Source organism: Deltaproteobacteria bacterium IMCC39524, assembly GCA_029667085.1.
Lineage (GTDB): Bacteria > Desulfobacterota > Desulfuromonadia > Desulfuromonadales > BM103 > M0040.
Genome location: JARUHJ010000007.1, coordinates 60,318 through 85,679 on the forward strand (window position 1 = coordinate 60,318; position 25,362 = coordinate 85,679).

Annotated in this window: 26 protein-coding genes; 5 read left to right on the forward strand and 21 right to left on the reverse strand. The window is 52.5% G+C overall.

The window, feature by feature from the left end; translation table 11 throughout:
• Nucleotides 1-71: 71 nt before the first annotated feature.
• The 19 genes from ileS to P9J64_15450 form a co-directional block, all read right to left on the reverse strand.
• Nucleotides 72-2,846 carry an isoleucine--tRNA ligase gene (ileS, locus tag P9J64_15360; GenBank protein MDG5469698.1) on the reverse strand — a complete coding sequence of 925 codons (2,775 nt, stop codon included), beginning with the start codon at nt 2,844-2,846 and terminating at the stop codon, nt 72-74.
• A 144-nt stretch (nt 2,847-2,990) separates the two neighbouring features.
• Nucleotides 2,991-3,170, reverse strand: a complete 180-nt coding sequence (locus P9J64_15365; protein MDG5469699.1) for a ribbon-helix-helix domain-containing protein — start codon at nt 3,168-3,170, stop codon at nt 2,991-2,993.
• A gap of 199 nt (nt 3,171-3,369) precedes the next feature.
• A complete protein-coding gene (locus P9J64_15370) occupies nt 3,370-4,083 on the reverse strand; it encodes an endonuclease III domain-containing protein (GenBank protein MDG5469700.1) in 714 nt (237 codons plus the stop codon).
• A 58-nt stretch (nt 4,084-4,141) separates the two neighbouring features.
• Nucleotides 4,142-5,635 (reverse strand): PAS domain S-box protein, encoded by a 1,494-nt coding sequence (locus P9J64_15375; GenBank protein ID MDG5469701.1) that lies wholly within the window; start codon nt 5,633-5,635, stop codon nt 4,142-4,144.
• Between the two features lie 67 nt (nt 5,636-5,702).
• The gene (locus P9J64_15380; protein ID MDG5469702.1) at nt 5,703-6,428 is read right to left on the reverse strand and encodes a ComF family protein; all 726 of its coding nucleotides are present in this window, start codon (nt 6,426-6,428) and stop codon (nt 5,703-5,705) included.
• A 41-nt stretch (nt 6,429-6,469) separates the two neighbouring features.
• Nucleotides 6,470-7,999, reverse strand: a complete 1,530-nt coding sequence (gpmI, locus tag P9J64_15385; protein ID MDG5469703.1) for a 2,3-bisphosphoglycerate-independent phosphoglycerate mutase — start codon at nt 7,997-7,999, stop codon at nt 6,470-6,472.
• Entirely contained in the window at nt 7,996-9,381 is a 1,386-nt protein-coding gene (locus tag P9J64_15390) for a tetratricopeptide repeat protein (protein MDG5469704.1), read from the reverse strand. Before P9J64_15390 ends, gpmI begins: the two co-directional genes overlap by 4 nt.
• A gap of 47 nt (nt 9,382-9,428) precedes the next feature.
• Nucleotides 9,429-9,779, reverse strand: a complete 351-nt coding sequence (locus P9J64_15395) for a TraR/DksA C4-type zinc finger protein (protein ID MDG5469705.1) — start codon at nt 9,777-9,779, stop codon at nt 9,429-9,431.
• A gap of 112 nt (nt 9,780-9,891) precedes the next feature.
• Nucleotides 9,892-10,365, reverse strand: a complete 474-nt coding sequence (locus P9J64_15400; protein MDG5469706.1) for a 23S rRNA (pseudouridine(1915)-N(3))-methyltransferase RlmH — start codon at nt 10,363-10,365, stop codon at nt 9,892-9,894.
• Nucleotides 10,362-10,736 carry a ribosome silencing factor gene (gene rsfS / locus P9J64_15405; protein ID MDG5469707.1) on the reverse strand — a complete coding sequence of 125 codons (375 nt, stop codon included), beginning with the start codon at nt 10,734-10,736 and terminating at the stop codon, nt 10,362-10,364. Before rsfS ends, P9J64_15400 begins: the two co-directional genes overlap by 4 nt.
• Before the next feature lie 48 nt (nt 10,737-10,784).
• Complete coding sequence (nadD, locus tag P9J64_15410) at nt 10,785-11,441, reverse strand: nicotinate-nucleotide adenylyltransferase (protein MDG5469708.1); 657 nt, start codon at nt 11,439-11,441, stop codon at nt 10,785-10,787.
• Between the two features lie 155 nt (nt 11,442-11,596).
• A complete protein-coding gene (locus P9J64_15415) occupies nt 11,597-12,853 on the reverse strand; it encodes a glutamate-5-semialdehyde dehydrogenase (protein ID MDG5469709.1) in 1,257 nt (418 codons plus the stop codon).
• Between the two features lie 13 nt (nt 12,854-12,866).
• Nucleotides 12,867-13,988 carry a glutamate 5-kinase gene (gene proB / locus P9J64_15420; GenBank protein ID MDG5469710.1) on the reverse strand — a complete coding sequence of 374 codons (1,122 nt, stop codon included), beginning with the start codon at nt 13,986-13,988 and terminating at the stop codon, nt 12,867-12,869.
• Between the two features lie 40 nt (nt 13,989-14,028).
• Complete coding sequence (obgE, locus tag P9J64_15425; protein MDG5469711.1) at nt 14,029-15,069, reverse strand: GTPase ObgE; 1,041 nt, start codon at nt 15,067-15,069, stop codon at nt 14,029-14,031.
• 150 nt (nt 15,070-15,219) lie between these two features.
• A complete protein-coding gene (rpmA, locus tag P9J64_15430) occupies nt 15,220-15,471 on the reverse strand; it encodes a 50S ribosomal protein L27 (GenBank protein ID MDG5469712.1) in 252 nt (83 codons plus the stop codon).
• A gap of 11 nt (nt 15,472-15,482) precedes the next feature.
• Nucleotides 15,483-15,791 carry a 50S ribosomal protein L21 gene (gene rplU / locus P9J64_15435; protein ID MDG5469713.1) on the reverse strand — a complete coding sequence of 103 codons (309 nt, stop codon included), beginning with the start codon at nt 15,789-15,791 and terminating at the stop codon, nt 15,483-15,485.
• 100 nt (nt 15,792-15,891) lie between these two features.
• On the reverse strand, nt 15,892-17,403 hold the full coding sequence (locus tag P9J64_15440; protein ID MDG5469714.1) for an Rne/Rng family ribonuclease: 1,512 nt from the start codon (nt 17,401-17,403) through the stop codon (nt 15,892-15,894).
• A gap of 164 nt (nt 17,404-17,567) precedes the next feature.
• Nucleotides 17,568-20,087: a TIGR03960 family B12-binding radical SAM protein gene (locus P9J64_15445; GenBank protein MDG5469715.1), complete on the reverse strand. Its 2,520-nt coding sequence runs from the start codon at nt 20,085-20,087 to the stop codon at nt 17,568-17,570.
• Nucleotides 20,088-20,367: 280 nt separating this feature from the next.
• Nucleotides 20,368-20,694 carry a c-type cytochrome gene (locus tag P9J64_15450; protein ID MDG5469716.1) on the reverse strand — a complete coding sequence of 109 codons (327 nt, stop codon included), beginning with the start codon at nt 20,692-20,694 and terminating at the stop codon, nt 20,368-20,370.
• 584 nt (nt 20,695-21,278) lie between these two features.
• Between P9J64_15450 and P9J64_15455 the strand changes: the two genes are divergently transcribed.
• Together P9J64_15455 and P9J64_15460 are read left to right on the forward strand one after the other, a co-directional pair.
• Complete coding sequence (locus tag P9J64_15455; GenBank protein MDG5469717.1) at nt 21,279-21,425, forward strand: hypothetical protein; 147 nt, start codon at nt 21,279-21,281, stop codon at nt 21,423-21,425.
• Between the two features lie 57 nt (nt 21,426-21,482).
• On the forward strand, nt 21,483-21,629 hold the full coding sequence (locus P9J64_15460; protein ID MDG5469718.1) for a hypothetical protein: 147 nt from the start codon (nt 21,483-21,485) through the stop codon (nt 21,627-21,629).
• Between the two features lie 257 nt (nt 21,630-21,886).
• On the opposite strand, the gene P9J64_15465 is transcribed toward P9J64_15460, so the two are convergent.
• A complete protein-coding gene (locus P9J64_15465) occupies nt 21,887-22,351 on the reverse strand; it encodes a ferritin family protein (protein ID MDG5469719.1) in 465 nt (154 codons plus the stop codon).
• 380 nt (nt 22,352-22,731) lie between these two features.
• Here P9J64_15465 and P9J64_15470 point away from each other — a divergent pair, with 380 nt between their 5' ends.
• The 3 genes from P9J64_15470 (at nt 22,732) to P9J64_15480 (ending at nt 24,886) form a co-directional block, all read left to right on the forward strand.
• On the forward strand, nt 22,732-22,887 hold the full coding sequence (locus P9J64_15470; GenBank protein ID MDG5469720.1) for a PAS domain-containing protein: 156 nt from the start codon (nt 22,732-22,734) through the stop codon (nt 22,885-22,887).
• Between the two features lie 215 nt (nt 22,888-23,102).
• Nucleotides 23,103-24,059, forward strand: a complete 957-nt coding sequence (locus tag P9J64_15475; protein ID MDG5469721.1) for a hypothetical protein — start codon at nt 23,103-23,105, stop codon at nt 24,057-24,059.
• A 65-nt stretch (nt 24,060-24,124) separates the two neighbouring features.
• Complete coding sequence (locus P9J64_15480; GenBank protein MDG5469722.1) at nt 24,125-24,886, forward strand: DUF4350 domain-containing protein; 762 nt, start codon at nt 24,125-24,127, stop codon at nt 24,884-24,886.
• A gap of 76 nt (nt 24,887-24,962) precedes the next feature.
• Here the strand turns inward: P9J64_15480 and P9J64_15485 are convergent, their stop codons facing one another.
• Complete coding sequence (locus P9J64_15485) at nt 24,963-25,322, reverse strand: PilZ domain-containing protein (protein ID MDG5469723.1); 360 nt, start codon at nt 25,320-25,322, stop codon at nt 24,963-24,965.
• Nucleotides 25,323-25,362 lie beyond the last annotated feature (40 nt).

The window sequence follows — 25,362 nt, forward strand, 5'->3', positions numbered from 1 at the left end:
ATTGTCGAGGGCTTGCGGGTGGGTCGTGCCTGTTCTCGTCACTCATTCCGCGTGCCGCGTTTCGTTTGTCTTCAGGCAAGAGCTTGAAGACAGCGGTGGCAGATCTCGGGGTGATCATCATGGTCACCAACTGTTGTGGCGTAGTTCCAGCAGCGCGAGCATTTTTCGCCATCGGCCTTGCTGACGCGGATCTTCAACCCAGGCAAGTTCTCCCCCGTAGTAGCGTTTTCCAGACTATCTGTCACTTCAACCTGAGAGACAATCAACAGGCAGGCCAGCTGTGCCGACTCTTGTTTAAGCAAATCGGCCAAGGCGCCATCGGCAGCGAGTTCTACGCGCGCGTCAAGAGAATGACCGATGATCTTCTCTGCACGGGCCAATTCGAGAACTTTGGCAACGTCACTGCGAACAGCCAGGATACGTTCGTACTTTTCCTCCAAGGCATTATCGATAAGACTATCCTCAAAGCTTGGGAACTCTGCCAAGTGGACACTCTCTTCACGCTCTCCAGGTATAAACTCCCAAATCTCTTCAGCGGTGAAGGAGAGGACCGGAGCCATCATGCGGGTCAGTGCATCCAGGATGCGATACATAGAGGTCTGGGCGCTGCGGCGCTCCAGGCTCTCGGTCGGCGAGGTGTAGAGCCGGTCCTTGAGGACGTCGAGGTAAAAAGCGCTCATATCGACAGAACAGAAGTTGTGTACAGCGTGATAGAGCACGTGGAAATCGTAAGATTCGTAGGATTTCAGAACGCGATTAACCAGTTCTTCCAGGCGGGAGAGAGCCCAGCGATCGATCTCGAGCAGATCCTTGTCGGCAACCGTGTCGGTGGCCGGATCGAAATCATGGATGTTGCCCAGGATGTAGCGGGCCGTGTTGCGGATGCGTCGATAAGCTTCTGAGACCTGCTTGAGGATCGCATCGCCGACGCGGGTGTCGTTGCGGTAATCCTGGGTGGCCACCCAGAGACGCAGGATCTCGGCGCCATATTGTTTGATGACTTTTTCTGGAGCGACGACATTGCCGACCGACTTGGACATCGGGCGACCTTTCTCGTCGAGCACGAAGCCATGAGTCAGAACCGCTTTGTATGGCGCCGCATCACGGGTGCCGACCGAGGCGAGCAGGCTGGAATGGAACCAGCCGCGATGCTGGTCACTGCCTTCGAGGTAGAGATCGGCTGGTGTCTTGAGCTGTTCTTTCTTCTCCACGACCGCGGCATGCGAAACGCCGGAGTCGAACCAGACGTCAAGGATGTCCATCTCTTTGCGGAAATCATCATGGCCGCAACTTGGGCAGACAGTGCCCTCAGGCAAGAGCTCTTTGGCTTCTTTTTCGTACCAGATATCGCTGCCCGTCTCTTCGAAAAGATCGGCGACATGGTGCATGATCTTGCCATCGGCCAAAGCTTCATCGCATTTGCCGCAATAGAAGACCGTGATCGGTACACCCCAGCTGCGCTGGCGGCTGATACACCAGTCGGGACGGTTTTCGATCATGTTGTAGATGCGGTCGCGTCCCCAGTGTGGAATCCACTGTACATCGTTTATGTGCTCGAGTGCTTTCTGGCGGAGTTGATTGGCTTCCATGGAGATGAACCACTGTTCGGTGGCCCGGAAGATGATCGGTTTCTTGCAGCGCCAGCAGTGGGGGTAGCTGTGAGAAAGCTTGTCTTCGCCGAGCAGCGCGCCAACTTCTGCCAACTTGGCGCTGACCTGAGGGTTGACGGCTGGAACTTTCTCCTTGCCAAAGAACTCAAGGTCCTCACGGTAACGACCGTAGTCGTCAACCGGGTTGTAGATTTCGAGTCCGTAACGCAGGCCGGTCAGGTAGTCATCATGACCATGCCCGGGCGCGGTGTGTACGCATCCGGTCCCAGCTTCAAGGGTGACGTAATCGCCGAGGACCAGAAGTGAAGCGCGGTCGTAAAGCGGGTGGCGGCACTCTTTCTTTTCGAAGACGTCAGCCTGAAAGGTTTTGGCGATTTTGAATTCAGTGATGTTGAGTTCGGCCAGGACCTGGGCGTGCAGGCCTTCTGCCATGACCAACAGCTCGGCGCCGGTGTCGATGGCGACGTAAGGCAGCTCAGGGTGCAAGCAGACGGCCAGGTTGGCTGGAATCGTCCAGGGGGTCGTCGTCCAGATAACAAACGACAAGGGTTTTTCGGCGAGCGCGTCAAAGCCTGCAGGTAACTCGTCCAGGTAGGGGAACTTGACGAAGATCGATGGCGAGGTGTGGTCTTCATACTCGACTTCGGCCTCAGCCAGCGCTGTTACGCAGGAAGAACACCAGTGGATTGGTTTGCGTCCCTTGTAGAGACCATCTCGTTCGGCAAAGCGCGCAAGCTCACGAGCGGTTGCTGCTTCGTAATCGGTGGTCATGGTCAGGTAGGGATGTTTCCAGTCACCGAAAATGCCGAGACGGCGGAATTCATCACTCTGGATGTCGACCCATTCTTTGGCGTAGGTGCGGCACTCTTTGCGAACCTCGGCCTTGGTCATCTCCCGCTTCTTCTTGCCCAGCTTCTGATCGACTTTCAGCTCGATCGGCAGGCCATGGCAATCCCAGCCGGGGACGTAAGGCGCATAATAGCCCTGCATCCGCTTGCTTTTGATGACGATGTCTTTGAGGATTTTGTTCAGCGCATGGCCAATGTGAATGTTGCCATTGGCATAGGGAGGGCCGTCGTGCAGAGTGAAGTTGGGCTTCTCCTGGTTCGGCTCGCTAAGTTTGCGGTCGAGATCCAGTTCGGTCCAGCGGAGCATGATTTCCGGCTCGCGTTGTGGCAGGTTGCCGCGCATCGGGAAATCGGTTGCCGGAAGATTTAGCGTCTCTTTGTAGTCCATATTCAGCCTCGCAGGCCCCCTTTTCGGTGCAGATTTGAACACCGCAACTTATCAAAATGGCTGAATAAGTCAAGGTAAATCAGGGGATTGAGCTGAGGTAGAACCTCTGAATAAGGGCTTTTGCTAATCGGGCCTGTCTCTTGTTCAGGCGGCTTGCTGGCTGCCCTGGTGAGGCTGGTCGCAAAGTTGTAAGAGACTTTGTCGCAAGAGTTCCGAGATGCTGATGCCGGACTCTTCGGTCAGATGTTGAAGGGTTTCCATTTCACCTTCGTTGACGCGGCAAGAAACGATGTGCTTTTTAGGGTTTTTGACAGATTTTCCCACGGTTTAATACCTCCGGATGTTAACGCTTGATTTTCTTGGGGGCTGATATTTGCAGGAGGAGTGCCAGTATGATGTATGGGGATTAAAAAATTTATAACGGCCATAAATTGAGTCTTCACGGCTTTTTGCCGCGTCGAATTTACAAATGAGGGTGGCTGTGCTTGGCCATAAAGATACAATTCCAGACAATATTGTATCTTTATGGGGCTTTGGGCGGGCATGGTCCGTTTGTCTCGCCAAGCGTTGTCTGGGTTGCGAAACGGCAGTCTCTGCAGATCGGGCATCCGTTGCAAAGGGGCTTTCTCTTTTTGCAGAAGGTCTTGGCCAGTTGCACGATCAGTGCGTGGTATTGGTTGTAGAGGGTAACGTCTTCGGGGAGTGCCTGGGTAAAGATCTCTCTAACCTCAGCATAAGTCTCGTCGCCATGCAAAACTCCGACGCGCTCGAAAATGCGTCTGGTGTAGGCATCAACGACAAATGAAGGCCGATATACGGCGTAAAGGAGAATAGAATCTGCGGTTTCCGGGCCGATTCCGGGCCTGGCAAGCAATCTATCCCTGGCTTCATCAAGTGATCCGCTGCAAAAATCGTTCAAGTTACCTTGCCATTCCGTTGCCAGATGTCTGGAAAGACTTTGCAGTCGGTTTGCTTTCTGCCGGAAAAAACCGGAGGGCTTGATTAGCTCTTCGAGCCGATCAATCGGAATGTCAGCCAATTTGTCAGGGGAAAGAACTTGCTCTTCTTTAAGGTTTGCTATCGCCAGTTCTACATTGGTCCAGGCTGTATTCTGAGTGAGGATGGCACCGATAACAACCTCGAAGGGGTTGTCCGCCGGCCACCAGTTGAGTGGCCCGAAGTGGTCAAGCAACGTCATGTACAGGCAGAGTAGTTCTGTCTCTGTTGGTTTAGGCATGGTCGTTGTGGAGGGCGTTGGTCATCCCTTTGGTTTTGTACGGATTTGAGAGGGTGGGTTAATTGGGTTTCTCTCCGAAGGCCGGTGCTTTCGGCAAAGAGATGCAGAAGGTTGCGCCCCCACCGGGCGTTTGTTCAACCCAAACCTGGCCCATGCAGCGCAAGGCAATTTTACGCACAATGGCGAGGCCGACACCGGTGCCGCGTTGTCCCTTGGCTCTTTTGCCACGGGAAAAAATCTCAAAAATGGTTTCCCGTTCCTTCGCAGGAACGCCCGGACCGAAGTCGCGAACAAAGTAGGTGGTACTCTTGCTCTCATCCCAACTGCCTATTTCGATGGCGCTACTTTCCCTCGGTACGTAGTGGTTGGCGTTGCTCAGTAAATTGATGAAAATCTGGTAAACAAGGGTTTCGGGAAGCCACGTCTGGGGCAGTTTCTCGGCAATGATATCCAGGCTGTCCTCATTGTTGAGGGTCAGTTCGCGAACGACTTCATTCACGATCATATTGACATCTGTCGGGTTGTCGCCGGCTTTAACGTGGCTGACCTGTGCGAGGTCCAGAAGATCATCAAGGAGCGCGATGGCCCTCTCACTCTGGCGTTCGACTTCACCTAGAATCTGAAGGATCTGGTCGTCAAAGACCTCGCTGTAGGTTATGCTCAGGAAGTCCATGTAGGTGACGACCGGGGCGAGAATACCGCGTAGGTCATGGGAAATTGAATGTGCAAAAGCATCCAGTTCACGATTGGCTTCTTTCAGGTCGTCTTCCGTCTTTTTGCGTAGGGTAATATCTCTGCAGACCGCAAGCTTCTGCCTGATGCCGTCTTCTGCCGGCAAGGGTGTGTGTACAATTTCGTAGGTTCTCTCGTGCCCGCCGAGCTTGCGTTCGTCACGGACCGTGCGGTTCTTGAAGATCTTGTCCATAGGGCACCATGAGCAGGGATTTTTTTCGTTGTGGAGGACTTCATGGCAAGATTCTCCAACGCGATCCCCGAAAGACTCCAGCATGGCACGGTTCATAAAAGTGAGCATGAGGTCTTCATTGGCGATGTAGGCCAAGTCGTCCATGTTGTCAAGGACGATACGGAAGCGTTGTTCGCTCTTCTTGAGTTCCTCTGTGCGCTTATTGACCCTGACTTCCAGCGTCGTCGCCTGTTCGCGCAAAGATTCTTCCAATGCGTACTGTTGAGAAAGATCGTTGAACGATTCGATGCCGCCGACAATTTCACCGTCAGCGTCGCGAAGAAACTCCATATTCTTGATCAGTTGAGCCGTTTTGCCCGACTTGGTAATGATTGTACATCTGCCACCAATGATCGGCTTAGGGGTGTCGGAGTGAAAAAGCCCGCATCTTTCCTCGCAGGGAATCCCTCGCAAAAAAGAACAATGCTTTCCGACGGCTTCTTCGGCACTATAACCAGTGATCCGCTCCGCGGCAGGATTCCAGTAGACGATATGCATCTCTGTGTCGACGACAAACAGGCCGCTGGGTATAGTCGTCAGGGCTTGCTCAAGGGAGATGTTTTTTATGATGGCACTGGCTTTTGACATTAGGAAGATAAACTCCTTAGGTTTAAGATTTTATCACTAATGCTCTGTGCGTCACAATCCCCGATTTTCAAGCGCGTCCGATCACGGCAACCTGAACCTCAGCAATATTGTTTTTCATAAGAACCCTGCTGCACTCACGGACTGTTTCACCGGTCGTCATAACATCATCGACCAGTAAGATGTTTCGTGCAGAGGGTGTTGTGGTGACTATGAAAGCGTTGCGTAGATTACTTCTTCTCTCTGCGGCGGTCAGCCCTTGCTGTGGCGGTGTTTTAAGGGTGCGTTGTAAAAGAGTGGTATCGATAGGAACCTGCATCTTTCTGGCCAGCGGCCGAGAGATTTCAAGCGCCTGGTTGTAGCCACGTTTTTTCAAGCGACCGGGGTGTAAGGGGACCGGAATAATACACTCTGGCTTGAAGCCGACTTCAGCAACCTCAAGCGATTTGCCGAGAAGTTTTCCTAGGGGCTCTGCCAGGTTGACCTGGTTGCGATACTTTAGCTGATGGATGGCGTCTTTGACGCGCTCCTGGTAGGAGCAGGCCGCGTGGACGGTTGAAAAGGCAGCTGGTCGCTGCAGGCAAGTTGCACAGAGATGTTGTGATGAAGATGCGGGGAAAGGTTGGCTGCAACAACTGCAGTGTGATCTCCCCAGGGGCGGCATGCTTGCCTGACATTCTGCGCAGAATTCCTGCGGGTCGAAGCCTGGGGGCAGAAGCTGTCCACAGAGCAGGCAGGCCGGTGGTAAAAACAGGTCGATACCTGCCGATAGTGCACGACGCAAGTTGACCCACATGGATTCCCCCCCCCCCCAGAGGTATGATAACTTACTACACTTTATGAAATAAGGTTCGTGCCTGTCATCTCAGCAGGAACTTCGAGGCCCAGCAGGTTGAGAATGGTGGGTGCAATATCAGCAAGGATGCCGGGCTGAAGACTGCAGTCGCGTTTTGCAGCGTCAACGAAGATGAGCGGAACCCTGTTTGCCGTGTGCGCGGTATGAGGCGTGCCGTTTTCATCGAGCATCTTTTCGCAATTGCCGTGGTCAGCTGTTATCAGAGCACAGCCTCCTGTCGCCAGCAAAGCATCAATAACTCGACCGGTGCAGAGGTCAACCGTTTCCATAGCCTTGATTGCCGCTGGCAGAACTCCTGTATGGCCCACCATGTCTGGGTTGGCAAAGTTCAGGATAATCAGATCATAGTGTTCTGATTGAATACGTCTGATAACCTCTTCGGTGACTTCAGGAGCGCTCATCTCGGGTTTCAGGTCGTATGTAGCGACCTCTTTGGGTGATGGAATCAGTGCGCGATCTTCGTTGTTAAAAGGAGCTTCGATGCCACCGTTGAAGAAGAAGGTGACGTGGGCATATTTTTCGGTCTCGGCAATCCGCAACTGGTTCATCCCGGCGGCTGCAACAACTTCGCCGAGAATCTTGGGATAACTTTCGGTGCTATAAGCGATCGGCAGGTCAAAGGTTTCATCGTATTCAGTCAGGCAGACAAAGGTTGAGAGTTGAGGTGTTTGCACACGTTCAAATTTATTGAAGTCTTTTTGTGTGAAGGGACGGGTGATTTCTCTGGCCCGGTCTGCGCGGAAATTGAAAAAGATGATGCCATCCTGATCATTGATGGGGCCGACCGGCGTGCCATTTTTTTGGATGACCTGTGGTTCGACAAACTCATCGGTTTGGCCGGCCGCGTAGGCCGCTTCGATCGCCTCAGCGCTTGAATTGACCGCGTGCCCCTGGCCGAGGGTTATCGCCTGCCATGCTCGCGATACACGATCCCAGCGATTGTCTCGATCCATAGCGTAGTAGCGGCCGATGACGGTTGCCAGTTGCCCGTGTTGGATGCGCTTTAGCTCCGTTTCAAGTTGTGCGAGATACTCTGCTCCGCTCTGCGGAGGCGTGTCTCGACCATCCATAAAGGCGTGGATGCAGGCTTCAACTCCCTGGCGTTTAGCCAGTTCGATCAAGGCGTAGAGGTGGGTGTTGTGCGAATGGACGCCGCCGTCTGAGAGCAGCCCCATCAGGTGGAGTTTGCCGCCAGCTTTGTGGATCTGCTGCAGGGCTTCGAGCAGGACCCGATTGGTAAAGAAATCTCCCTCGGCAATGCTCTGACTGATGCGGGTCAGATCCTGGTAGATGATACGGCCGGCGCCGATATTGAGATGTCCGACCTCCGAGTTGCCCATCTGCCCTTCCGGCAGGCCGACATTGAGGCCCGAGGCATTCAGCCAGGTCGACGGGTAGCTCTGAAACAGATCATCCAGGCGTGGAGTCTTTGCCAGGCAGACGGCGTTGTTCTCGCAATTCTCGTTAATTCCCCAGCCGTCCAGAATGATCAGTGCTACCGGTTTTTTCATGCACCTGCCCATTCTTTTTGCTCGCCGTGATGGATGACCATCTTGTCGAGAGCGAGAGGACGTGCATCCTGAATCAGCTTGCGATCGACCAGACTGCTCGCATTCCATTCGCCGCAGGCTGGACAACGACTGTTCCATTCGGCAGAAACGTGCTGACATTTTTCACAGACGAAGTTCAGGTGCAGGCGTTTGGAGATGCCAAGAGCCTTTTTGTATTCACTGATGGCCTGCTCCGGCTCGCGGCAGCGACGGTAGGTTTCTGCAAGCAGGAGATGCACTTGAGGGGATTCGACGCCGGAACTCTCGACCGCCTGAAGTTGCTCTTTGGCCTCGTCGACCATTTCCAGGCGAAGACAGAGCTTGCCATAGAAGAGGCGGAACATGAGATCATCACCTTGCTCGAGGACTTCGCTGCGGAAGAAGTTCAGGAGTGAAGAAGGATCTTCACGCTCCATGAAGTAGTCCTCAAGACGTTCGAGGAAAACACCTTTGCCAAGCTTCTTGTAGCCTTCCTGCCAGATTTTGACCGCGTCGTCTCCCTGGTTTAAAGCGACCAGGGCATCACCAAGGGAGACTTGCGCCGGAGCAAAGTCAGGCTCCTGGCGCAGGATGTCCTTCAGTTCCGATTTAGCCTGATCTGCAGAACCGTTCAATATTGACTGGCTGGCCACTTCATAGCGCAGGTAGAGAAGCAGGGCTTTCTCATCGGCAACGCGGTTAGCGCCCGGTCCGGCCTTGAGCACCTGACGCTGGGTTTCAAGAGCCTCCTGCCAGCGGTCGTGCTTGATGTAGAGATCTCGCAGAGAGCGAAGCGCTTTACGGTTGTCCTTTTCGCGGCTAATAAGTTCCTGGTAAGAAGCCATGGCCTCATCATCATGGCCGGTCTCTTCCTGGATCGCTGCCGTCTTGAAAAGAACCTCGAGACTTTTCGGGTCCAGATCCCCTGCTTTTCGCAACAGGCCAAGGCTCTCCGTGGAGTTACCCTCCTGGGCGGCCAGGTTGGCCATGGCGATCAGAGTGTCGACCCGTTTGGGGTCACGATCAATGGCCTTGTTTAGAAGGGTACGCGCTTTTTTCAGGTCGCCGGAGAGGAGCCGGCCGACGCCTTCGCGATAAATGGCATTTGTCTCCTGGGCCTTTTTCTGGCTCTGGTCGCGACGCCAATGAGAAAATGAATGAGCGATAAGACTCAGAATATGCAGCCCGTTGCCCAGCAGCAAGCCGATCAGAATCGCGCCGATGATAATGATTGGAGCCGGAAAGGTCAGTCCCTCGCCTGCCGCGTAGAAGACTGTCATATCTCCCGGGTTGATGCCCCAGAAGTAGAGGAAGCAGAATGCAAAAATAACAAAAACGAAGGTTAATATTGCCAGATAAATCATTGTGACCCTCCCGGTAGGCTTATCGTCATGAAGCACTTAAGATCAGGTTATTCACCAAATTTTTCAATGTCGGTTTTGCATTCTATACAATAACGGGAAAATGGCCTGACTTCCATCCGCCGGGGTGAAATATTTTCGCCGCAGCTCATGCAGATGCCATATTCGCCTTTTTCAATCTGATTCAGGGCTACATCGATGTCGTTGATACGCTGACGTTGCGTTTCGCTGACGTTGAAGAGGACGTCGCGACTGTAGGCTGCAGAGGACATGTCACCGATATCAGGTACGCCATCCTGACCAATCTCACGGCAGGCTTCATAGGAATTGCTGACTTCCTGCAGAAGGTTCTGGCGTTCTTTCAGTAACTGCTCTTTGACCTGGTCGAAACGTTTACTCATGCTACTCTCCTTAACATGTCTGAAAATTGTATGGTCTGTCAGTTAACCACAAAAGACGGCTTTCTGGCGAAGAAAAAATCACTTAAAAAGGGTTGATGGAACAATCTTTCTGCTACTGGTGGTGGTAGGGTTCGTTGCGAATAATCGTACAACATCTGTAGAGTTGTTCAAGCAGCAGCAGGCGTGCCATCTGATGAGTCAGGGTCATGGGTGACAGGGAGAGGGTCAGGTCTGCCCGTTTCTTCAAGGAGTCACTCAGGCCATAGGGGCCACCAATTAAAAGCGTCCATTCCGGAATGCTGCGCAGCATGTGATCTTGCATCAGGTCTGCAAGCCCCTCAGAACTTAGCTTCTTGCCGCCCTGGTCCAGTGCAATCACAAAGGCTCCGGGCGGGATCTTCTGCCCGAGAGCTTCACCCTCTGTAGCAACGATGCGTGGCAGGTCCTGTTTGCGTCCCGTCTTATGCTCTTTGATCTCATGGATGACGAGGGGCAGGTAACGTTTCAACCTCCCGGTAAATTCGGCGCAGCCATCATTCGCGAACGGCAGGTTAAGGCGACCGACACAGAGCAGGCTTAATTTCACGGGGTTTCCTGGCCCGCCATAGCGTCTTCCTGAATCGGGACCTCTTCAGCGTCACACCAGAGACCGTCAAGGTCGTAGAAGAGTCGAACCGGTTCGTGGAAAACGTGCACCATGACATCACCGTAGTCGATCAGTACCCAGCGGCCTTCGTTGAGGCCCTCAATACCGATCGGCATGGTAGCGTGTTCGCTTTTCAGGCCGAGATGTACCGATTCGGCGGCCGCTTTGACCTGGCGATCCGAGCTGCCGGAAGCGAGGACAAGAAAATCGGTTAGTGATGAAATCTTACGAACGTCGAGAACGCGGACGTTAAATGCTTTTTTGTCGAGGGCTAAAGCGGCGCATTTTTGCGCCCGGTCTTGCGATAACAAATTAGTGACTCCCTGTGTTAGGTTTTTTCTGCTTAAAGTGTGCTTCTTTTATTGATGCGGGCTCTCTTTATAGAGGCCATTCTCTTCAATGTAGGTTGCGACGGCAGCAGGAACCAGGTGCTCAATCGGTTGGCCTTTTCTTTTCAGCGCACGAATCTGTGTTGATGAGATGTCGAGTCTGGTCTCTTCCAGAAAAATCAGATAATTGCCTGATTTGTGGCGTATTTTTTTTGCATCTTCATCGTAACAGAAGTCTCTGTGCATCGCAACGGAGAGGGGCTGCAGAGAATCCTTGATTACGACGCCAGGACGGGTTGTTACAACCAGGTGGCAGAGACTGAAAATGCGGGGAACATTTTTCCATGAAGCGATGTCACGATAAGAATCGAGGCCAATGATGAAGTAAAGTTCCCCTTGCGGGTCCTCCTGGCGCAAAATCTCCAAGGTGTCGACGGAGAAGCTCTTGCCACTCCGCTGCAGTTCGAGATCGGAGGCCTGGAAGGCCGGGTACTCTTTAATTGCAGCCTCGACCATGGCGAGACGGTGGGCGAAGGAAACCTCGCCGGCGACATCTTTGTGGGGAGGTTCTGCTGCCGGAATAAAAAGTGTTCTGTCGAGTTCAAGCGTCTGATGCACTTCTTCCGCAATGCGCAGGTGAGCGAGGTGGATCGGGTTAAATGTGCCGCCGAGGATGCCGGTCTTCATGGTTTAAGTCCAAGGCAAAATGGTCATAATTTTTAACGCGAAGGTGCTGAGCCGCAGAGAAAGCACCATTCTTTTCGGCGCCGTCAGAAAAATTCTCTCTGCAGCTGAGTGTCTCTGCGTTGAAGTAAGATCTTGTCTGTTCAGTCCTGCTTTTGTCAGGATCGAATCTGACCGTCACCAAGGACGATGAACTTACGCGTTGTCAAATCTTCGAGTCCCATAGGGCCGAATGAATGCAGCTTTGTGGTTGAAATGCCGATTTCTGCACCGAGCCCAAATTGATTGCCATCGGAAAAACGCGATGAGGCGTTGATCATGACGACACTCGAGTTGACTTCGCGCAGGAATCGTTGTGAATTCTCGTAGTCGCGGGTGACGATGACCTCTGTATGTAGCGAGCCGTAGGTCTGGATGTGGTCAATTGCTTCATCGAGACTCTCGACAACTCGCACCGCCAGGGTCAGGTCCAGGTACTCGGCGTGCCAATCCTCTTCGGTGGCCGGTTGTGCCTCCGGGGCAAACTCTCTGGTTGTTTCGCAGCCGCGCAGTTCGACACCCTGGGCGCGCATGGCCGAAGCGATATAGGGGACGAACGTTTCGGCGATGTCCTGGTGGATAAGGAGCGTCTCCATGGAGTTGCAGACGCCTGGGCGTTGAACCTTGGCGTTGATGCAGATGCTCTCCGCCTTGGCATAGTCGGCGCTGGCATCGACAAAGGTATGACAGACGCCCTTGTAATGTTTGATGACAGGGATACGGGAGTTCTCACTGACAAAAAGAATCAGGCCTTCGCCACCGCGTGGAATGATCAGGTCGATCTCTTCTTCCAGCTTGAGTAGTTCGAGCACCGCGGTTCGGTCGGTTGTTTCGATTACTTGCAGGGCCGCCGTTGGCAGCCGCATGCGCTCCAATTCATTTTTCAGGATTCTGCCGATCGCCAGGTTAGAGTGAATCGCTTCTTTGCCGCCACGCAAAATCACAGCATTGCCACTCTTCAGGCAAAGGCCTGCAGCGTCGGCGGTGACGTTGGGACGAGATTCGTAAACGATACCGATCACGCCGAGCGGGATGCGCATGCGGCCGATCTGCAAGTCGTTGGGACGACGCCACATGCCGGTGATCTCGCCAACCGGGTCAGGAAGGTCGGCGACTTCACGTAGCCCGTCTGCCATGCTGCGGATGCGTTGCGAGTCAAGAGTCAGGCGATCGACCATGGCCGGCGCCAGCCCTTCTTCGCGGGCTGCCATCAGGTCTTTTTCGTTGGACTCGATCAACTGTTCGGTATGGTCTATAAGCGCCTGCGCCATCTTCTGCAGCAGTTCGTTCTTGACTGCGGAGGAGAGACTGGCCAACATCCGGGACGCCGCTTTGGCCTCCTGCGCGATCTTCAGCATCTGTTCAGCTACGTTCATCTTGTTTGCTCCTTCATGTGTTGATCACCATGTTGTCGCGGTGAACGACCTCGTCACCATACTGGTAGCCGAGGATCCCTTCAATCTCTTTGGTCTTTTTGCCGAGGATTCGCACCAGCTCTGCTGAGGTGTAGTTGGTAACGCCCTTGGCAAATTCGATGCCATCCAGATCGCAGATACGTACGGCGTCGCCACGCTCAAACGTACCTTCAAGTTGATAAATGCCTGAAGGTAGGAGGCTTTTGCCGCGCTCGGTGACGGCCGCTTGTGCGCCATGGTCGAGGATCAGCTTGCCCTTTGGCTTCTTGGTGAAGGCGATCCAGTGCTTGCGGGCGGCCATCGGGTCGCGCGCTGGCAGGAAGTAGGTGCCGAGTTCATGGCCATCGAAAAGATAGAGCAGATTGTGGGGTGTGCGGCCGTTGATGATGGCCGTACCCGCACCAAAGAGTGTGGCTCGCTTGGCGGCTTTGAGCTTGGTGGTCATACCGCCGGTACCGAGGTCCGTGTCTTCGTTGCCGGCCATGGCCTCAATCTCGGGGGTGAGACGTTCGACTTCTGAAACCAGTCGCGCATCTGGATTCTTGCGCGGGTCACTGTCGTAGAGTCCATCAACATCGGAGAGAATGACCAGAAGCTGGGCTTCCACCAGGTTGGTGGCCATGGCAGAGAGATTGTCGTTGTCGCCGAAACGGATTTCGTCAACCACGACTGAATCATTCTCGTTGATAATCGGTACAATGCCGTATTCGAGCAGAGTCATCAATGTGTTGCGTGCATTGAGGTAGCGGCGGCGGTTAGCGAGGTCATCGCGTGTCAGGAGAATCTGGCCGGCTTTGAGGTCGTATTGGCGTAACGAATCTTTGTAGGCGCGCATGAGGCGACTTTGACCAATGGCTGCAGCGGCCTGCTTCAGAGGGATCGTCTTCGGCTTGCCGACAATGCCCAGGTCCGCTTTGCCTGCCGCGACCGCAGCAGAAGAAACCAGGATGACTTCGTAACCACGCTGGCGAAGTTTGTGGACATCTTCGCAGATGGTTGCAATCCGATCGAGGTCGAGGCCATCACCGTTCGAGATGACGCCGCTGCCGATCTTGATAACGACTCGTTTGACATGTGCCAGAAGAATTGTGCGCATTGTACTCTACTTGTAGAAGTTGTTGAAAAGACTGAAAACTTTACCCTTCGTCGCTAGAGCTGTCAAGCGGGTCGGCCTGACGCATACGATCAAGTTCGCTGGCGATGATCGTGACGAGCTCGGGGAGGCCTTCTCTGGTCACCGCGGAGATGGCGAAAGTCTTGAAGCCGCGCTGTTCGAACTCGGCGCGAATTTCCTCGGTTTTTTCACGAACTTCGGTAATGTCCTGCTTGGTAAAGACTACCAGCATGGGACGTTCACTCAATTCCTGCTTGAAACGTTCGAGTTCATGATTGATCTTTTCGAAGTTTTCAATCGGGTCACCTTCCTGTAAGTAGGAGAGGTCGACGAGATGAAGAAAGAGGTCAGTGCGCTCGATATGTCGCAAGAATCGCGCGCCGAGGCCATGGCCGTCACTAGCGCCTTCAATGAGGCCGGGGATGTCCGCCATAACAAAGGAACGAAAGTCGCCATGTTTGACTACGCCGAGATTTGGCACCAGAGTCGTGAAGGGATAGTCGGCAATCTTGGGGCGAGCTGCCGAGATACATGAAATCAAAGTCGATTTCCCGGCGTTGGGTAAGCCAACCAGGCCGACATCGGCGAGCAGCTTGAGCTGCAGTCTCAGAATGCGTTCTTCACCGGGCATCCCGGGTTGAGTGTGACGGGGCGCACGATTGGTGGAGGTCAGGAACCGGGCATTTCCACGACCGCCCTGGCCGCCTTTGAGCAGCAGAAAGCCATGGTCGGCTTTGGTCAGGTCGGCGAGCAGCTCGCCTGTCTCGTCGTCGTAGACCAGGGTCCCTGGCGGAACCTTGATAACGAGGTCCTCACCACTTTTGCCGTGCTTGTTCTTGCCCATGCCGGGGATGCCATTCTTGGCCTTAAGGTGATGTTTGTAGCGCAGGTCGAGGAGGGTCGTAAGGGCCGTATCCACTTCAAGCAGGACGTCACCGCCACGACCGCCGTCACCGCCGTCAGGACCGCCAAGGGGGACAAACTTTTCGCGGAGGAAGGAAAGGCAGCCGCGACCGCCATCGCCAGCCTTGACGTGTATGTTGACCTCATCAATGAATTTCATGTGAACAGGCTCAGGTAAGGGGTAAAAGGTTCAGGGGGAGGCCCTTAACCATTGTCCTTGAATCCTTCTCCATTATTTAAAGTCTTAACATAAAAAACCCGAAGCTCACTAAAGAACCTCGGGTTTTTCAAGTTGTTCGGGAGTCTGACCTTAAGCGTAGACGCTAACTTTCTTGCGGTCTTTGCCGAGACGTTCGAATTTGACCTTGCCTTCAACCAGGGCAAAGAGAGTGTAGTCTTTGCCGCAACCGACATTGTTGCCGGGGTGAATGGTCGTGCCGCGCTGGCGAACCAGAATTGATCCGGCTGTTACCAGTTGGCCATCGTAACGCTTGACTCCGAGGCGTTTGCCTGCGCTATCTCGGCCGTTTCTAGTACTGCCGACACCTTTTTTGTGAGCCATGAGTCTACTCCTTAAGCTTCAATATTCGTTATCTTGAGACGGGTGAGGGGCTGACGGTGGCCGTACTTCTTGCGATAGTTTTTACGACGCTTCGATTTGAAGACCAGGATTTTTTTATCTTTACCCTGCTCAACGATCGTTGCTGTTACTTTCGCATTAGGTAAGAGAGGTGTTCCGATTTTAACCTCTTCTCCGCCAACCATGAGGACTTCGTCCAGTTCGATGGTTTCACCCACCGCACCAGCAAGTTTTTCGACCTTAAGAAGGTCGCCTGCGGAAACTTTATACTGTTTTCCTCCGGTTTTAATGACCGCGTACATAGCCTATACACCTCGCTTTCGTTCCTTGGATTACGGACCTTGGTCCGTTCAGGAACTGGTACTTATACGTCCGTCGGTATAAGCATGTCAAGAAAAAATCTTAGCCGACAATAATTTCAAACTGCTCAAGGTGAAAGCTTTGGCGTGCCGTAATCGTAATCTGTTTTTCGAACTTTTTCTCCAACTCTTCGATGCCGTGGCGTTCATCATCATAGAGGAGTGAAGCAATGTCGGGATGAACCAAGAGGGTCATGCGGTAGCCCGGTGCAGGCCCCATCTCTCGTTGCAGCTCACGGAAAATTTCATAAACGGTGGTGGTGCGGCTTTTCACATACCCTTTGCCGTCACAGTAAGGACAGGCTTCGCACAGGGTGCGGCCGATACTTTCACGAACCCGCTTACGGGTCATTTCGACCAGTCCAAGTTCCGAGATCTTGAGAATGTTGGTTTTCGACTTGTCGTTTTTGAGGACTTCTTCCAGTGAGCCGTGCACCTTCTCACGGTGGGCCTCTTTCTCCATATCGATAAAGTCGATAATGATCAGACCACCGATGTTGCGCAGGCGCAACTGGAAGGCAACCTCTTTGACTGCCTCGAGGTTGGTCTTGAGAATCGTGTCTTCGAGATTGTGTTTGCCGACAAAGCGCCCGGTGTTGACATCGACTGCCGTAAGAGCTTCTGTCTGTTCAATAATAATGTAGCCGCCGCTCTTCAGCCAGACTTTTCGTCCCAGCGCACGGGCGATCTCCACCTCGAGACCAAAGCTGTCAAAGATCGGCTCATCGCCTTTGTACTGGTCGACCTGGAAATTGTGTCCAGGCATAAAGGTGTTCAGAAAACTGCCGATTTTGTCGAACTCGACAGGGCTGTCAACGATGATCCGCGAGACGTCTTCCGTGAGGATGTCGCGCAAAACCTTGCTGGTGACATCGAGATCCGAATGGATCAGGCAGGGTGCGCCTTTGTCTTCGCAGTGCTCACTGATTTTTTCCCAGAGGTTGACCAGATAGTCCATGTCGGCCTTGAGTTCTTCACCGTCTCGGCTCTCGGCCACGGTGCGGACGATGAAACCGGTCCCCTCCGGGCGCATGACATCGATCAGGTGCTTAAGGCGATCCCGTTCTTCCTCGTTCTCGATGCGGCGGGAGATTCCGACATGGTCGACCGTCGGCATATAGACCAGGTTGCGTCCCGGCAGTGAGATGTGCGACGTGATGCGTGCACCCTTGGTGCCGAGCGGTTCCTTGGCAACCTGAACCAGGATCTCCTGGCCTTCCTGCAGCAGTTCTTCGATCGGCGGTAGCGGCGGGCGCTCTTCGCTCGTCTCTTCACTGTGCTGATCGTGACGATGGCCAACCTCGACATAATGTTCTACGGCTTCCATCTCATCGAGAACGTCGGCGACATAGAGGAAGGCTGCTTTCTCCAGACCGATATCAACGAAGGCCGCCTGCATGCCAGGGAGCACCCGGATGACTCTGCCGCGGTAGATGTTGCCGACAATTCCCAGTTCACGGTTGCGCTCGATGTAGAGCTCGGCAATGTGGCCGCTCTCCAGGAGGGCAATCCTCGTCTCATGGGACGTGGTGTTGATGACCAGTTCTTTGGTCATGGGCTGTCTCCTTCAAGATTAAAAGTTTAAATGGTTTAATATGTGAAAACTGCAAATGCGTAAATTTGTTTTCTCCGACCCGCAGGAGCTCAATAAGACAGGGTCTCTTGACGGCTTCGTCCGCAGGCTTGAGTGCTTCGCGACAGTGCCTGCCACTCTCTTTCTTAATCTAACTGGCTATCCTGTTCTTTCAACTCGACGGCGGTTTTGCATATGCCGAGTGATCGTACCTCTTCGACATCTTTGTCCAACAGGAATGCCGCGAGGAAGAGTGGACTGCCGCAATGCATGTCCATCCACAAAAGGTTGTCCTGTCGTTTCAGATTATGAACCCAGGGGCGCAGGTTGATCTCCACGGGGCGATCTTTTTTCATCCTTGTGGTCAGAACCGTCTCCTGCTCGAGGAAAGCGGTCAGTCTTTTCTCAAGGTGCTCCTCTGTATCTTCTGGAAGCGGGACTTTGAAAGTCGCGGTAAAGAGGCTGTTTGCCGGTGATTCCCCTTTGCGTGGCCAACTCGTCGCGGCCAACACCTCGACTCCTTCGGGAAGCTCCCGGTTAAGCCGAGTTAGCGCCTCTTGAGCGAGACATGGCTCCCTTAACTCCAGATCGATAAGTTCAGCTTCGCTTGAAACTCCCAAAGGCAGGGCGTCTCCAAAGCTGATGCGCGGTGCCGGATGGAAGCCCGCAGAGTATTTAATCGGCAGGTCCGCTCGACGAATCGCACGGTGGATCAGGGTCATGTACTCAAGGTGGCTCAGGCTGGCTGTGCGTCCGGTTTTGGTTATTGTCAGGCGCAGCTTGGGCAGGAGCGTTGGCTCTGTTGGTCCCTCTGGCTCTGCTGCCTCTGGCGTTTGTAGCCGGTTTATGTCGGCGAGCCTTGGTTTGACGGTTTCAAAGTCACAGAGGCCGCAGTAGCTGCATTGGCCGTTGCGACAGTCCGGGGTTGCTTTGCCGAGCAGGGCGGCTTGACGTTCCCGTACAAGGAAATCCCTGCTGACTCCGGCATCAATATGCTCCCAGGGGAAGATTTCTCCCGGCAGACGCTGGCGCAGATACCATGCGGGATCAATCTCAGCTTTGACAAAGGCTTCCATCCAGATGTCGTAGCGAAAGTGCTCTCTCCAGCCATCGAAACGACAACCTTGTTTCACCGCCTCCTCCAGGACCGCACCCAGACGACGGTCTCCACGGGCGAAGACTCCTTCGAGAAAAGAAAGCTCGGCGTCATGCCATTTCAGGCGCAGGCGTTTCTTCTTCAGCGCACCACGCAGCATCTCCTGGCGAGCTATTGTTTCTTCGTAGCCTATCTGTGCTTCCCACTGAAAAGGGGTATGTGCTTTGGGCACAAAGGTTGAAACCGATACGTTGACATCTGCTCCACCCTGCGTTCCTTTGCCGGCTTTCTTGACTCTGGCCGCAAGTTCAACGAGCGCGTCAAGGTCTTCGTCCGTTTCCGTTGGCAGGCCGATCATGAAGTACAGCTTGATGATTCTCCAGCCGAGTTCAAAGGCCGCGGTGGCACTGTCAACCAAATCTTCAGCATTGATCCCCTTGTTGATCACCTGTCGCAGCCTTTCGCTGCCAGCTTCTGGGGCCAGTGTGAAGCCGGTTTTTCGCACCTTCTTTATTTCGTTCATCAACTCCGGTGTCAGGGAGCCAACGCGCAGGCTGGGCAAGGAAACCGCAATGCTCTGGTCGGCGTAACAACCCATAAGGTTCTGCATTAAGGTCTCGATAGCGCTGTAGTCACCGGTCGACAGGGACAACAGAGAGACCTCATCGTATCCGGAGTGGTTCAGTAGCTGATCGATCAGGTTGCGGATGGTGTCCGGTTGGCGTTCGCGGACCGGCCTGTAGATGTAGCCGGCCTGGCAAAAGCGGCAGCCCCGGGTGCAGCCACGGGCGACTTCAATGGCGACCCGGTCATGGATCGTCTCTAAAAAAGGCACGATCGGCTGTTCCGGGTAGGGCGCGGAGTCGAGGTCGGCGAGGACCCGGCGGCGAACTTTCGGTTGCTGTGGATCTTTTGCGGTGATCGCTTCGATGCGACCATCTGCTTGATAGCTGACAATGAAGTGAGAAGGAACATAAATTCCCTCAATGGCAGCCAGCCGCTTCAAAAGCTCAGCACGGTTCTCGCCAGAGGCTTTGCTGGCTCGGACAGCAGCACATAGTTCAACGACGACTTCTTCTCCATCGCCGATAACGGCACAGTCGAAAAAGTCAGCAAGAGGTTCAGGGTTGAATGCGCAGGGGCCACCAACGATAATCAGGGGGGCCTGCTCGTCACGTTCTGTGGCCCTCATTGGCAAACCTGCCAGGTCGAGCATTGAGAGGACATTTGAGTAGCAGAGCTCGTATTGCAGAGAAAAACCGACAATGTCGAAATCAGCGAGGCTGCGGCCATTTTCCAGGGAGGAGAGGGGGCGCTTCGCATCTCGTAACTGTTGCTCACGATCGGGCCAGGGGGTATAGGCTCGTTCTGCTGCAATCCATGGGTGGTCGTTGAGTGTCCGATAAAGGATGGCTGAGCCGATATGGCTCATGCCGACTTCGTAGACATCGGGGAATGCCAGAGCAAAGGTCACCTCGACCTGCGCCCACTCTTTACGGATGCTACCCCGTTCTCCGCCCAGGTAGCGAGCCGGTCGTTTCAGCTGATAGAGGGATGATTCTTGTGTCATGGTGCTCCGCGCTATGTTTTTCTGTCTCTGTCGACAGTTGTATGTGTTCAATCATTAAAAAAAGGCGAAAGATCAAGATAACACGTTATTTTTTGTTGGAACAATCAATTCGGTGGGGTAATCGATAACTTGACTGATATCTTTAAGGCTTAACTCAATTCGAGATTCTCTAAGTCTTAAATTCAAGGATAGGTACAAGACCCGGCTTCTACAGAAAGCCGGGTCTTGCCATTGGTCAGAGGTCTCACCCGTCCCAAATTAGTGGGTAAGCAGTTTCTGTCTATTTGCTTTGTTCGACCATGTAGGTTGTTGCAGAGGTTACCTCTTCGTCTGTTAACGCACTGTTGCCGCCTTTGGCTGGCATGAATCCGCTTGATCCTTGAAAACCTTTGATCGCCAGCGCGGCCATCGCTTCTTCCCCTTTGTTAATACGGTCCTGCCAGGCGGCTTTGTCGCCGGTTTTGGGCGCGCCTGCAACGCCGCTGGCATGACAGGGCGCGCAAAAGTTCATATAGATGCCTTGCCCCTGCGTGTTGTCGGCAACAACGTTTGTGAAAAATACAAAGGGAAGTGCGAGCATTAAAAGCAGGGTGAAGATTTTTTTCATAATGAACCCTTCCTTCTGTTGTGTCTCTGGCCTGCAAAGAGAGCCGCAGGTGCTAGTTGTTAATCCGGCTTGTTATGATTCCTTGCTGTTCTGCTTGGGGGCTGACAATGGCGATATGCTGCAGAGTCGTGCTCCCCACATGTTGTGCACTGTTACATTTTTGGTTTGTTTGAAGTGCCCTCATACCATTGCTGAACGAAAGGATCTATGACCCAAGGGGTTTCATATTAAATGAGTGCCTTTGAGAGGCGCAAGTTAAATTTTAAGCAGAATGGAGTAGTCATCAGTCTTCTTTCGTCTCAAGAAGAATAAATTTTTGTCCGGAGACGACGGGTTCTGCTCCTGATCCAGGCAAGCATTATTGGTTTTTATTAATAAAAAGTTAAAAATAATAATGTAAAACAGAGCAAAAAACACCATTTCCCAACCATGAATAGGCGAATACCTCTTAAAAACGGATAGTTGCAAATATTAACAAAGTATGAATTTTTTTTAATTTGTTAGTTGACATGAAAGTTATTTAATGTTAAAAGTTTAATCAAGAGTAAGGAGCAACGTTAAAACCCAACCGACAGGAGGTCGTCATGAAAACTCAAAGCAATTTTATCGATATCGTAAAAAGTAGTTACATGGTTCTGATCATTGCCATGCTCGGCATCTTTGCTTTTATCTCTGCTGTATTGATCGCCTGGCCTGCTCTCGCTTACCTCGGTGCGAAGCTGTTTAACTAGGATCAGACTTTAACAACCAACACTCTCAGCAAAGAGAGTTTCCCCAGGAGAGATATCATGAGAAGCGCAGCCAATATCGTTAGTAATGTTAAGGCCAGTTACACCATCGCAGTTATGGGCGTCCTCGGAGTTTTTGCTTTTGTCTCGGCCGTACTGATTGCCTGGCCGGCACTCGCCTACCTTGGCGCCAAGATGTTTAACTAGGAATAAACCAAATAATCGAAAAAGCCCCGCGAGTTGCGGGGCTTTTTGTTTTTGATCTATAATCCCTTGCCCAATTTTAGACTTTCCTTTGCGACCTAGCGTTAAGAGAAGGTTTGAAATGTCCTTGTTGGGTTTGATGCCCATAAATAAGCCCCCTAGTTGTAAGCTTATTTCAGGACGGGACACTGCAATTAAAAAGGCCGCTCTCAGTTGAGAACAGCCTTTTCTGCTTTTTTTATATGCATCTTTGAGAAGAATCAGCCGCTCATGCCAAGCATGGCTTTGTAGTCTTCTTCAACCAGTTCAAGGTGGTTATGAGTTGATGTAGCGTTCGCCAGGTAGACCCTCGAAATGTCTGGGTCATCAATCTGGGCGGCCATCTCGCGGAGGGTTTTCTCCAGGGCCTCTTCCTGATCAATCGCCAGCTCCAGCGCCTTGCGCTCGTCAAAATCTTGGACTAACAAGCTCTGCAGGTTCTTCCACCACGAGGAATCCGTGTTTGGTGGTGCATTCATGAATTCCTGAAAAGAAGGAATGTCATCGCCGGAGTAGATTCTATAAAAAGATTCGGCATGTTGATATTCTTCACGAGCAAGGATCTCAAATGTCTGCCGAGCTCTATCTTCAGCCATACGTTCCGCGCCATACTTGTAGTAATCCATGGCGTCCTTTTCCGTCTGGATGGAGTCCTTGATCGCTTTTTGCACGTCAATGATTCCCATGATTGAAACCTCCTCTGGTAGTTCGTTTTTACATCAAATTAAATCGGGCATATTCATAACATATTTTAAGGAACAGGTCTTGCTTTTTCTTCTCTGTGGGGAGGGGCTCCATGAGTGGATATCGAGGCGTTTTACGCCTGATTCTATGATTTTTATCATTATGAGCCTGTAACTTGACCGGCCAGCCGTTTTTTTCTGCTTACGGTTATTTCAGCAATTTATATCGTGAAATGGCAGTATTTCAACTTTTTTGACAACACCGTTACCTAAGGTAGACAGTATTTAGCGATAGATTTTAATCTATTTTTTGACAGACCTATCGCATAAAGAGAGTCAACGAAGACTTACTGGTCGAAGTCCAGAATCGAGCCAAAACAGCCATGGCTTTGCGCACTGCCTTGAATGAGGCCAGTTCAGGAAAAGAGCAATTACGAGCAATAATCAACGCCGTGTCAGAAGCGTTGGTTGTCGTTGATAATCAATGGCAGAATAAGATCGTTAACCGAGCGGCAGAAGCCATAATCGGTGCCGGTTAGTCTGGATGGTTTTTTTTCGAAGAGGACGAGAGGCTCAATCAATTTTCTTGACCCCATCCGGTAACTCTGGCGAAGTATAGCCTCGGGTGCAGATGCGTTTTGGTACGGAACTCAATTGGTAAGGTCAGCCATCAATTGTTTTGATGTCTTATTCTCAGGAAGATATTCCTCTACAGGATTCTCATACTGTTAATTTGAACGGATAAGGACGACTCATGTTTGAGTATGAATTACCCATTGCTGTTGTGACGCTGGATAAAAAAGAAATCTTGCCAGCTGGTACTTTTTTGACGGAGCAAGTGGTTGCTGATGTTGCAGCCCTTGGCCGCCTGCAGCACCGTGAAGAGTGTCCCCTGCTGGAGTACGGCACAGTGCAAGCCGACTTGCAGCGTTTTTTGGCGGTCCCTCCTTATCTGGATATCTTCTCAGACAAGGAGCTAGTTGCAGAGTTGTTTGCCGAGATGAAAAGTGTCCGTTTGCCCCTGCCATTGCTGAAAGCCCTTGATTATTTTCGGCAACATGATTTTCATACCTATCGACACATTCTGATGGTTTTTAACCTGTCATCGGTGCTTGTTAAAGGCCTTGGTGCAGACAGGCAAAAGAGTGATGCGGAGTTTGTCGCAGGGCCGAGCCACGATTTCGGCAAAATTTCGGTGCCGCTGCATGTTCTTAAAAAAGCAGGCCCGTTAACGATTCGAGAGAAACAACTCCTCAAATACCACCCTCTTTCGGGGTATGTTCTGCTCGCCTATTATCTCGGTGATCACCACCACCCCGCCGTGCTCGTTGCACGTGATCATCATGAACGAAGAGATGGCAGTGGCTATCCGCGTGGGATCACAACCATTGATCCGGTGGTGGAGATGGTTGCCGCATGCGATGTTTATGATGCTCTGCTTTCTCCGCGGCCTTATCGACCAATGTCGTATGATAACCGTACTGCCCTGGAAGAGTTGACCAGAATGGCAGATAGCGGTGTTTTGGGATGGGAATGTGTTGAAGCTCTGGTGTCCTGTAACCGTCATGGCCGTCCCGGAGTTGCTGATGTTTGTGTGTCCAGGGACGTTCGCGGCATCCCCCCAGTTGGAAACTGTTATGGCCTGATCGTTGATGACGAAGAACAAGATATTCCGGATCAAGGCTTGAACTCAGTACGGAGTTCAAGCTAGACTGTCCACTAACAGATAGTTCTGTCTGAACTCTCTCCCAACCTTCTCTGATTCGAGGTTTTGTCATGCACTTTATTCTGCGTGTTATTTTCCTGTGTTCTCTGATTGTTTCACCATACACTTCCTATTGTTCTGCAGCACCGGTGGTGCTCTTTGATGAAGGCCATGCGCAGCAGTTTCTCACAGGCAAGAGTGGAGCCCTTGACCTTTCCGAACTGGCGGCACTCTACCAAGAGCAGGGTGCGGTCGTTACCAGTTCAGTCGAAGAACTGAGTAAAGATTCTTTGGCCGCGGTTGATGTTCTGGTGATCTCCGGCCCCTTCCGCCCGTTAAGCGGCGCTGAGGTAGAGGCTGTGGTTGAGTTTATTCATGCTGGCGGAGGGCTCGCAGTCCTGTTGCATATTGCGCAACCTGTGCGTGATCTGCTGCATCGCCTGGAGGTCGATCATACCAACGGCTCTTTACGTGAGACGCGTGATGTGATTGGCGACAACCCACAGAATTTCAAGGTCACTTCTCTCACAGAGCACCCTCTGACGGCCGGGCTGGAAAGTTTTTCCCTCTATGGTGCATGGGCTTTACGTGGAACCGCGCCACAATCCGTAGTTCTGGCGGAGACGGGAGAGAAGAGCTGGGTAGACCTTGACCGCGACAGCAAATTTTCCAGCAACGATGCTGTTCAGCCCTTCGGTGTGATGGTGGCGGGAGAGATTGGCCAGGGCCGCTATGTTGTCATCGGCGATGATGCCCTTTTCCAGAACCGTTTCTTCGATAAGGCGAACCGGCAACTGGCCGTTAACCTTGTCGATTGGCTCAGTCGACGATAAATTCCCTCGCATAGTTTCAATATAAAAGGCAGCCTTCAGAGTGAGGGCTGCCTTTTTGCGTACTGGTGGAGTTTCTTTATAAGTTGCTAAGCCAAGTGCCTAATTCGCTACGTGTCGCTTCTGCATCACCTGTGTTGAGTTCAATCAACTTTCGCAGGTGGGTCAGAGTTTCGAGGTTTTCACTGATGAACTTGAAGCCATAGCAAAGCTCTTCCTGGTGGACAAGTTCTGCCTGAAAATTGAGAGAGATCGGGGTGCCCGGCAGGACGATACAAAGACTGCACTTTGCTCCGAGGTTGAATGGAAGGGGAGTCTCCGTGCCCACCATGGCTCCTTTGAGAGAAACATCGAACAGCTGCCCTGTGCAGGTTTCCTCGTCGGCTTTCAGGGTGACATCAGCTTCAAACGGGATTCTGCGAAAATGGCGATTTTTCATCAGACCTCTCTTTCGGCAGGGGCAAGCTTAAGACTTTTTA

Bases quoted from the DNA above. Each gene is read 5' to 3' on its own strand.
- ileS (MDG5469698.1), bottom strand. From the start codon at position 2,846: ATGGACTACAAAGAGACGCTAAATCTTCCGGCAACCGATTTCCCGATG.
- P9J64_15370 (MDG5469700.1), bottom strand. From the start codon at position 4,083: ATGCCTAAACCAACAGAGACAGAACTACTCTGCCTGTACATGACGTTG.
- P9J64_15375 (MDG5469701.1), bottom strand. From the start codon at position 5,635: ATGTCAAAAGCCAGTGCCATCATAAAAAACATCTCCCTTGAGCAAGCC.
- P9J64_15380 (MDG5469702.1), bottom strand. From the start codon at position 6,428: ATGTGGGTCAACTTGCGTCGTGCACTATCGGCAGGTATCGACCTGTTT.
- gpmI (MDG5469703.1), bottom strand. From the start codon at position 7,999: ATGAAAAAACCGGTAGCACTGATCATTCTGGACGGCTGGGGAATTAAC.
- P9J64_15390 (MDG5469704.1), bottom strand. From the start codon at position 9,381: ATGATTTATCTGGCAATATTAACCTTCGTTTTTGTTATTTTTGCATTC.
- P9J64_15395 (MDG5469705.1), bottom strand. From the start codon at position 9,779: ATGAGTAAACGTTTCGACCAGGTCAAAGAGCAGTTACTGAAAGAACGC.
- nadD (MDG5469708.1), bottom strand. From the start codon at position 11,441: ATGAAGACCGGCATCCTCGGCGGCACATTTAACCCGATCCACCTCGCT.
- P9J64_15415 (MDG5469709.1), bottom strand. From the start codon at position 12,853: ATGAACGTAGCTGAACAGATGCTGAAGATCGCGCAGGAGGCCAAAGCG.
- proB (MDG5469710.1), bottom strand. From the start codon at position 13,988: ATGCGCACAATTCTTCTGGCACATGTCAAACGAGTCGTTATCAAGATC.
- obgE (MDG5469711.1), bottom strand. From the start codon at position 15,069: ATGAAATTCATTGATGAGGTCAACATACACGTCAAGGCTGGCGATGGC.
- rpmA (MDG5469712.1), bottom strand. From the start codon at position 15,471: ATGGCTCACAAAAAAGGTGTCGGCAGTACTAGAAACGGCCGAGATAGC.
- rplU (MDG5469713.1), bottom strand. From the start codon at position 15,791: ATGTACGCGGTCATTAAAACCGGAGGAAAACAGTATAAAGTTTCCGCA.
- P9J64_15440 (MDG5469714.1), bottom strand. From the start codon at position 17,403: ATGACCAAAGAACTGGTCATCAACACCACGTCCCATGAGACGAGGATT.
- P9J64_15445 (MDG5469715.1), bottom strand. From the start codon at position 20,087: ATGACACAAGAATCATCCCTCTATCAGCTGAAACGACCGGCTCGCTAC.
- P9J64_15450 (MDG5469716.1), bottom strand. From the start codon at position 20,694: ATGAAAAAAATCTTCACCCTGCTTTTAATGCTCGCACTTCCCTTTGTA.
- P9J64_15455 (MDG5469717.1), top strand. From the start codon at position 21,279: ATGAAAACTCAAAGCAATTTTATCGATATCGTAAAAAGTAGTTACATG.
- P9J64_15460 (MDG5469718.1), top strand. From the start codon at position 21,483: ATGAGAAGCGCAGCCAATATCGTTAGTAATGTTAAGGCCAGTTACACC.
- P9J64_15465 (MDG5469719.1), bottom strand. From the start codon at position 22,351: ATGGGAATCATTGACGTGCAAAAAGCGATCAAGGACTCCATCCAGACG.
- P9J64_15470 (MDG5469720.1), top strand. From the start codon at position 22,732: ATGGCTTTGCGCACTGCCTTGAATGAGGCCAGTTCAGGAAAAGAGCAA.
- P9J64_15475 (MDG5469721.1), top strand. From the start codon at position 23,103: ATGTTTGAGTATGAATTACCCATTGCTGTTGTGACGCTGGATAAAAAA.
- P9J64_15480 (MDG5469722.1), top strand. From the start codon at position 24,125: ATGCACTTTATTCTGCGTGTTATTTTCCTGTGTTCTCTGATTGTTTCA.
- P9J64_15485 (MDG5469723.1), bottom strand. From the start codon at position 25,322: ATGAAAAATCGCCATTTTCGCAGAATCCCGTTTGAAGCTGATGTCACC.